Below are 7,098 nucleotides of genomic sequence, written 5' to 3' on the forward strand. Positions count from 1 at the left end.
ACCTGCGGAACGCCGATGTGGCCGGGCACATCCTCGACCACCCCAATCAGAATCAGACCAGGCCTGTTCCGGCCGTCGACCTGCCGATCGCCCAAGACAGCACTGCGGACGAGCCCGCCGCGGGGGAGTGACCGACGATGCCCGTACTACCCCGTGACCTGGCGAGCGTGCGACAGTCAGCCGGCCGGTTGCGGCACCCGTGGAGGATCGATGTCGACCACCTTGAACGGCTCCCCGAAGGCGGCTGCATCCTTGCCGTCAACAGGGTCAGCCCCTTCGATCATCTGAATGTCACGGCATCGTTGGGGCGCGATGCCACCGTGGTCGTCGATTCTGGTGACCGGCGCCGGGTGATTCCGGGGCTGCGTCAGACCGACTGGGACGAGCATCCCGATGTTCACCGAAGCCCGGCTGCGCTGCTGATGCGGGGTGAGGTCGTGGTGGTCTTCCCGGAAGGCGCCAGCGACGGTGACGGAGCGGTCCACAAAGGCCACGCGCGGTTCGCCGCTGTGGGACTGTCTACCGGCACTCCGATCGTGCCCGCCGCGCTCATCCCGTTGACCACCCACGACTCATTGCCGGAGTTGCGCTACCGGCTGCGGATCGGAGAACCCATCGCGACTTCTCGGTTCGCCGACGACCAGTTGCCAAGCGACGTGCTCGAGGGGTTCGTGCTGAGAGGGCTGACCGACCTGGTGATGACACGGATCAGCCAGCTGGCCGGCCGCCGCTATCTCGACTCTTATGCGGACGGCGGCCGCAAGAAGCGGACGCCGGGGCAGCCCGTCAGGCTCTCCGAATGGCGTGAGCTCAGGGCCGAACGCCGGGCTGCCGAAGAACAGCGCCGGGCATCCGAAGCCGAACTGGCGCGGCTGCTCGACGAACAGGACGCGGTCATCATGGACGAGGCCATTGAGGCAGCGCGTCAGCAGGCCGAGCGCGCCGCATTGGCCGAACGGCAGGCCCGCGCTCGCAGACGCAGCGGTCAAGCCACGGCTGCGCCGATCGATGAGTAGCGAGCAGATCCTCCCGGGAGATCCGAGCCTGCTGCGCACGATTTATCGTGCCGCGGGCTGGGCCCGGATCGCCCTGGTGGTGCACATGATCGTGGTCAATGGCATGCGGGCCTCGCAGGTGCGCCAGCCGGGCCTGCTGATGCTTGCTTGTCTGGTGGCTGCCGGTTGGTCGGTGGCGGCCTGCTTTCTCAATCTGCGGTCCAGATGGCGTACCCGATGGCTGATGTTGCTGGATATGGCGATCACGTTGGCGGTGGTGGGCAGTTCCCGCCTGGTGCTCGGTGTCGACTTGCTGCGGGAGAGCTATTTGGGTCTGGCCTGCTATTGGATGCTGGCGGCCCCGGCGGTGCTGGCGATCTGGCGCGGTCCGCTCGCCGGACTGATCGGCGGTGTCCTGGTGGGCTCCGTGCAGTTCCTGCAGGCACCGTCGCTGGCGCCGCGAGCGTGGGGCGACGTTCTGTTGATGGCGGCGATTCCGACTTTCATCGGGCTGGTCGTCCGCCAGCTCAGCAGCGCTATCGCCGACCGCGACCGCAATTTGGCCACCGTGGCGGCTCTCGAGGAGCGCGAGCGACTGAACCGGATCGTCCACGACGGCGTGCTTCAGGTGCTCGCGATGGTCGCTCGCGAAGGGGCCGAACTCGGTCCGCGCGGGCAGTTGCTGGCCTCCCTGGCACTTCGGCAAGAAGACCAGCTACGCGCCACATTGCAGGACCGGCGGGTTGACATCCAGGGCGGCGGCTTCCTTGATGTCAACACGACCGATGTCACGATCATGCTCGAGAAGCACCAAAGCGACACTGTGACGGTCGCAACCATGGCAGGTCAGCTCAACATGGCGGACGCCCGGGCCAAAGAACTGGATAGGGTGATCAGCGAGGTGCTGGCGAACGTCAGCAAGCACGCGGGCCCGGGAGCCCATGCCTGGATCCTGCTGGAGCAGGAGGGCAATGAACTGATCATCTCGGTCCGCGACGATGGTGTGGGAGTCACCCAGGAGCAGCTGGATGCGGCCGCAGCCGCCGGCCGGCTCGGGGTGAAGGAGTCGGTGATCGGACGAGTCATCGATCTGGGCGGCACATCGACACTGACCACCTCACCGGGATCGGGCACGGAGTGGGAGTTCCGGATGCCGCTTGAGTGAAGCTGTGCGGCAGTCCTCATTCCTCACAGGCTCGGGGAAGACCACCGTTGGACCCTGGCCACGACACAATAGTGAGACGTGTTCTTAGTCAGTAAACGCAGGAGGCATCTGATGCCAGTCGATCCGTTCCCGTCCGGTCTGCGCGTCATGTTGGTGGACGATCACCCTTTTTGGATCGACGCGCTGGGCGAGGACCTCACCGAAATGGGCTGCGAGGTGGTCGCCGTCGCCTACGCGGGCAACCAGGTGATGGACCGCGCCAGGGTCACTCACCCCGATGTCGTGGTGATGGATCTCAACATTCCGCATCCCGATGGCGCTACCTGCACCCAGATGCTGACCAGTGATTTCCCGGATGTGAAGGTGCTGGTCATGTCGGCGTCGGGAGAGCGCGACGACGTGCTGCGTGCGGTCAAGGCGGGCGCCAGCGGATACGTGCTGAAGTCGGCCACCAAACAAGAACTACTGGACGCGGTCCGCAAGACCGCGGAAGGCGAGGCGGTCTTCACGGCCACCCTGGCCGGCCTGGTACTCGGCGAGTACCGCCGGATGGCCAACAACCCGGGGCCGGCGGACGACAGCCCGGCCCTCACTCCGCGCGAGGCCGATGTGCTGCGGCTGGTCGCCAAGGGATTGAGCTATCGCGACATCGCTGAGCAACTCTTCGTCAGTCACCGCACCGTGCAGAACCATGTGCAGAATGTGCTGCGCAAGCTTCAGCTACACAACCGGGTCGAGCTGACCCGCTATGCCATTCAGCAGGGCCTGGACGCATAGGGTCCAGCCCCTGGAGGACCTCCAGCGCGCTGCAGGTTCGGTCACCGTGACCCGGATTGGGCGCAACCGATAGTCTGGCATCGTGTCTGAGCTGATCCCGTCCTTGGCCGAGTTGCATGCGATGCCTCAAGTGCAGCAGCCCACCTATGCCGATCCCGAACGGCTCAACTGGGTGGTGAACCGGCTGCGCGAGTTGCCCCCGCTGGTCTTTGCCGGTGAGTGCGACGACCTGCGCGAACGGATCGCCAAAGTCGCAGACCGGCAGGCATTCATCCTGCAGGGAGGCGATTGCGCCGAGACCTTCGACGGGGTGCGCGCCGACAACATCAAGGCGAAGCTGCGCGTCCTGCTGTCGATGAGCGTGGTGCTCACCTACGCCGCGCAGGTTCCGGTGGTCAAGGTCGGACGCATCGCCGGCCAGTACGCCAAACCGCGTTCGAAGGACACCGAGACCCGCGGCGGCATCACGTTGCCGGCCTACCGCGGCGATGCCGTGAACGGTTTCGACTTCACCCCCGAGTCCAGACGGCACGATCCTGAGCGGCTGATGCGCATGTACAACGCCTCGGCGGCCACGCTCAACCTGGTGCGTGCCTTCGTCACCGGCGGGTTTGCCGACATCCGCCAGTTGCACGCCTGGAATGCCAGCTTCGTGCAGGATTCACGCATCGAGCACCGCTACGAACAGATCGCCGGCGAGATCGAGCGGGCGCTCGGCTTCATGCTGGCCTGTGGGGTGGAGGACCGTACCTTGTCGGTCGTCGACTTCTACGCTTCCCACGAGGCGTTGCTGCTCGACTATGAGTACGCCATGACCCGCATCGATTCCCGTAGTCAGCTGCCCTATGACACGTCCGGTCATATGGTCTGGATAGGGGAACGCACCCGCCAACCCGACGGCGCCCAGGTGGAGTTGCTGAGCCGGGTGGCAAATCCGCTGGGCATCAAGCTGGGCCCGTCCAGCAGTGGCGTTGACGCGTTGCAGATCGCCGATCGGCTCGACCCGAATCGGGTGCCCGGACGCATCACCTTCATCACCCGGATGGGCGCCGACAAGGTGCGGGACAAGCTGCCGCCGATCATCGAGGCGGTCGAGCAGTCCGGACGCAAGGTGGCGTGGGTCTGCGATCCGATGCACGGCAATACCTTCGAGACCGACAACGGCTACAAGACCCGCAGCTATGCCGCCGTGGTCGAAGAACTCAACGGCTTCTTCGACGTGCATGACAAACTGGGAACCTGGCCCGGCGGCGTTCATGTCGAGCTGACCGGCGACGATGTCACCGAATGCCTGGGTGGGGCCTTCCAGCTCTCGGAGACCGATCTGGACTCGCGTTACGAGACAGCCTGCGACCCGCGGCTGAACCGCAGCCAGAGCCTGGAGCTGGCCTTCATGATCGCCGAGCGGCTCAACCAGAGCCGCGAGTTGCGGCGCGAACCTCTGCAGGTTCCCGACTGGAACGAATAATCAAGATCGCTCGGGATCTGCGTGCCATAGTGAAGGCATGCAGATCAGCCATCTCGGACATTCCTGCGTGCTTATCGAAACCTACGGCCAGCGCGTCCTGATCGATCCCGGCGATTTCAGCACCGCCTGGCGCGGCCTGACTGACCTGGACGCTGTGCTGGTCACCCATCAGCATGCCGATCACGCCGATCCGGTCTGGCTGCCCAGGCTCTTGGACGCGAACCCGCAGGCCCTCGTAGCTGTCGAGTCGAGTGTGGTCGAGATCGTCGAGCTGCCCGAGCGCACCCGCAGACTCGGACCCGGCGAGTCGATCGATCTGGGCTCCTTGACTATCGAGACCATCGGGGGACAACACGCGGTGATCCACCGTGACTACCCGCGGATCGGCAATGTCGGCTTCGTCTTCCGCGCCGAATCAGAACCCAGCGTGCTGCATCCCGGCGACTGCCTGGACGCGGTGGCCGAGGACATCGACATCGCGCTCATCCCGGCCTTCGGCCCGTGGTCGGCGACCAAGGAGACCATCGAGTTCGCCCGCGCCGTCGGTGCGCCGCGCGGTTTCCTCATTCACGATGGGCTGCTCAATGAGCGGGGTCTGGGTCTGATCGATAAGCACCTAACGGCTCTGAGCCCGACTCGGCTGGTCGATGTCCGTGACACTCGTCCGTGGGCGGTCTGAGAGCCGTCTTGCCCTCGAACCGCAGCATGGCGGTCCTAGACCGATCGGGCAACGATGAGAGGACCATCGCGGTCACCATCGCTGCACCACCGACCAAGGTGCGCATGCTGAACGCTTCCTGTCCCACCAGGATCGCGAAGGTGGCGGCCCAGATCGGCTCGCTGCTCATGATCACAGCGCTCGGGGTGGCGGCGATCTTGGATTGTGCCCAGGTCTGCAGCACCGCGGTCAGTGCGCCGCAGATCAGCGCGAGATAGAGCAACGCCATCCAGTCGTCGGTCCGTTGGGGGAAGTGGATTCCACCCGGGATCGCCCCGATCAGGCAGAGGACGGCAGTCCCGGCGGTCTGGAACACGGCCAGCGTCACGGCTTTCTGCTCGGTGGCGACCCTACCGGTATAGATGATATGCATCGCGTAGAGAAGGGCGCTGACGATGGTCAGCGTCTCGCCGATGCCGAACTGCACCATGCCAGCGCCGGGCGCGATGGTCAGCGCTGCCAGTCCGACGGTGGCCAGCCCGACCGCCACCCAGACGCGCTGACGCACTCGCGCCTTGAAGAGCAGCGCCTCCAAGATCGGTGTCAGCACCACATAGATCCCGGTCAAGAAACCCGAGATGGACGCGCTGGTGTACGCCAGGCCGTAGGTTTGCAGCAGTTGCGCGGAGCCGAAGATCAGACCGAGGATGGCACCTTGTCGCAGCGTGGTGCGGTTGATGATCAGCTTGCGATGCACCACGGCGGCGAAGACGACTGCCGCGATGGTGAATCGGACACCCAGCAGATCGGCGGCATCGACGCGCTCGAGCATGTCATGCAGCACGAAGAAGGTCGAACCCCACAGCATCGCCATGACGAGCAGCGCGAGCGGAGCGAGTCTGTCGGCCACCGGCAGGCGGCCGCCTTTATTGCTGGTCATCACAAAGTAACGTATACCTTGATCTTCGCACCCTCGGGCAGCTCGGAATCGGCGGACAGGGTCGTCCCATTCTCGTCGGTGACCTTGGCGATCTTGCCCACGTTCGGGCCCAGATTCGCGCCGCTGTAGACCAGTTCGGCAGCGAACTTCGCGGCATTGAGACGGTCGACGTAAGCCGCAGGCCTCTCGTTGACGGTCGGCGCAGGCACTTTTGTCATATTGGCGCCCTTGCTGATCACCAGGGTGATGGTGTCGCCGCGGTAGCCGGTGCCGTTCGCTGGATCTTGGCTGATCACCGATCCGGCAGGCACGCTCGCGCTAACCTGCTCGTCGGCGTAGGCGATCTGGAATCCGAGATCGCCGAGGGTCTTCGCCGCCTGTTCCTTGGTCTTGCCGACAGTATCCGGGACGGTCAGTGGTTCTCGTCCCTTGGAGACTGCCAGATCCACCGGGGTGTCGCGTTTCACCTGGTCGCCGGCGGTATATCCGGCCGAGATGATCAGCCCGCGAGCGACCGTCTCGCTCCACTGCTCGGTGATTTGCCCTGACGTCAGGCTGGCGTCGGCGAGAGCCTTCTTCGCGTCCTCGACGGGCAGCCCGGCGAGCTGCGGTACCGCGAAGCGCTCCGGCCCCAGCGAGACGACCGCGCTCATCTGGCTGCCACGCACGACCCGGTCCCCGGGCAGCGGGTTGGAGCTGATCACCAGATCGGTGGGAACGGTCTCCGAGTATTCCTCGCTGAACGAGATGACCACGCCGGCCTCGTCGGCGATGCCCTGGGCCTCGCTCTGGGTGAGGTTGATCACCGAAGGAGCCGCCACATAGCGTCCGGAGGCGAACCACCAGCTGGTGAACCCGATCACCATGGCGAGCAGTACCACGACGATGGTGAGCGCGAAGGTGCGGCGGCGTCGATAGGTGGCCGCTTGCGAAAGCTTCGGGTAACGCTGGCTGGCAGGCATCGGCACGTCCTCGTTCAAAGGGACGGCCGGCGGGCCCGCCGGCCGACCACCCCCCCCCGGTGGTGTGGTGGGGCCCGTCGTGCGCCACCGTGGTGAAGGTGGCGAGGCCGCCACCCTCGGGTGGGCGGGTACG

The 7,098-nt window shown here is 65.4% G+C and carries 7 protein-coding genes; 5 read left to right on the forward strand and 2 right to left on the reverse strand.

The window, feature by feature from the left end:
• Window positions 1–137: 137 nt before the first annotated feature.
• The 5 genes from AAFP05_RS06855 to AAFP05_RS06875 all read left to right on the forward strand — a co-directional run bounded on the left by AAFP05_RS06855 (window position 138) and on the right by AAFP05_RS06875 (window position 5,084).
• Window positions 138–1,016 carry a lysophospholipid acyltransferase family protein gene (locus AAFP05_RS06855; protein WP_341729111.1) on the forward strand — a complete coding sequence of 293 codons (879 nt, stop codon included), beginning with the start codon at window positions 138–140 and terminating at the stop codon, window positions 1,014–1,016.
• Entirely contained in the window at window positions 1,009–2,160 is a 1,152-nt protein-coding gene (locus tag AAFP05_RS06860; RefSeq protein ID WP_341729112.1) for an ATP-binding protein, read from the forward strand. The genes AAFP05_RS06855 and AAFP05_RS06860 overlap by 8 nt, the downstream gene beginning before the upstream one ends.
• Window positions 2,161–2,271: 111 nt before the next feature.
• A complete protein-coding gene (locus AAFP05_RS06865) occupies window positions 2,272–2,937 on the forward strand; it encodes a response regulator transcription factor (RefSeq protein ID WP_341729113.1) in 666 nt (221 codons plus the stop codon).
• A gap of 82 nt (window positions 2,938–3,019) precedes the next feature.
• Complete coding sequence (locus AAFP05_RS06870) at window positions 3,020–4,405, forward strand: 3-deoxy-7-phosphoheptulonate synthase class II (protein WP_341729114.1); 1,386 nt, start codon at window positions 3,020–3,022, stop codon at window positions 4,403–4,405.
• A 37-nt stretch (window positions 4,406–4,442) separates the two neighbouring features.
• Window positions 4,443–5,084: an MBL fold metallo-hydrolase gene (locus tag AAFP05_RS06875; protein ID WP_341729115.1), complete on the forward strand. Its 642-nt coding sequence runs from the start codon at window positions 4,443–4,445 to the stop codon at window positions 5,082–5,084.
• Here the strand turns inward: AAFP05_RS06875 and AAFP05_RS06880 are convergent.
• Both AAFP05_RS06880 and AAFP05_RS06885 read right to left on the reverse strand, forming a co-directional pair.
• Window positions 4,987–6,003 carry a DMT family transporter gene (locus AAFP05_RS06880; RefSeq protein ID WP_341729116.1) on the reverse strand — a complete coding sequence of 339 codons (1,017 nt, stop codon included), beginning with the start codon at window positions 6,001–6,003 and terminating at the stop codon, window positions 4,987–4,989. The genes AAFP05_RS06875 and AAFP05_RS06880 overlap by 98 nt on opposite strands.
• The gene (locus tag AAFP05_RS06885) at window positions 6,003–6,965 is read right to left on the reverse strand and encodes a PASTA domain-containing protein (protein WP_341729117.1); all 963 of its coding nucleotides are present in this window, start codon (window positions 6,963–6,965) and stop codon (window positions 6,003–6,005) included. The genes AAFP05_RS06880 and AAFP05_RS06885 overlap by 1 nt, the downstream gene beginning before the upstream one ends.
• Window positions 6,966–7,098 lie beyond the last annotated feature (133 nt).

It is taken from the genome of Brooklawnia sp., from assembly GCF_032229645.1.
In the GTDB taxonomy this organism is placed as follows: domain Bacteria; phylum Actinomycetota; class Actinomycetes; order Propionibacteriales; family Propionibacteriaceae; genus Brooklawnia.